This is a genomic window from Mesotoga sp. HF07.pep.5.2.highcov (assembly GCF_003666285.1).
Classification (GTDB): domain Bacteria; phylum Thermotogota; class Thermotogae; order Petrotogales; family Kosmotogaceae; genus Mesotoga; species Mesotoga prima.
Genome location: NZ_JFHJ01000585.1, coordinates 1 through 828, shown reverse-complemented (window position 1 = coordinate 828; position 828 = coordinate 1). Strand labels below are relative to the sequence as shown.

Genomic DNA, 828 nt, shown 5'->3' with positions numbered 1-828 from the left:
ATCTCCCTTTTCACGAACGTATTCCTTGTTATCCCGAGCCTGCCTTTGATGATAGTGATCGCCGCTTACATAACCGTGAAGGGAGTCATCCCCATAGTCCTGATTCTGGGGCTCACCAGCTGGCCTTGGCCTACGAGGATACTTCGTTCCCAGGTTGTGAGCCTCAAGAACCGTGATTTCGTGAGAGTATCCAGGATTCTTGGCGAAAGACCCCTGTACATAGTCTTCAGGGAAATACTCCCGAACATGATCTCGCTAGTTATGGCCTCTTTCTTCACATCCACTATGGCGGCAATCATGGGTGAAGCGACTCTAGAGTTCCTTGGGTTGGGCAACGTATCGGTGGTAAGCTGGGGAACGATTCTGTACTGGGCTCAGAACAGCGGGGCGCTCTTATCCGGCGCGTGGTGGTGGTTCCTCCCTCCCGGTATCTGCATAGCCTTGATCGGTACTTCCTTCGCCCTTATGAACTTCGCCATAGACGAGATCTCCAATCCGAAATTGAGGAAGAGATGATTTGATGAATAGACAAGAGAGCGAACAGCTACTCCAGTGCAGAAATCTTGTGGCCGGCTACAGGATCAAAAGCGGTTTTGTTCATGCCGTTGACGATGTCTCTTTCGATCTCGAGCGGGGAGGCTTTCTCGGTATCGCGGGTGAGTCTGGGTGTGGAAAGTCTACTCTTGCCTTCGCAATTATGAGGCTTCTGAAGGACAATGCCACGATTGAAAACGGCAGTTTGTTCTTCAATGGAACCGACCTCGTTGGACTTAGGGAAGAGGAGATGAAGAAGATCCGCTGGGTCGATATCTCGATGGCCTTTCAGTC

Annotated in this window: 2 protein-coding genes; both read left to right on the top strand. The window is 51.1% G+C overall.

The genetic code is table 11. From position 1 onward, the window contains the following. Nucleotides 1-516, top strand: a 516-nt coding sequence (locus BG32_RS12435; protein WP_147435016.1) for an ABC transporter permease, incomplete at its 5' end; no start/stop codon positions are given. A gap of 4 nt (nucleotides 517-520) precedes the next feature. Further along, the coding region (locus tag BG32_RS12430; RefSeq protein ID WP_259459727.1) for an ATP-binding cassette domain-containing protein at nucleotides 521-828 on the top strand (308 nt) is incomplete at its 3' end.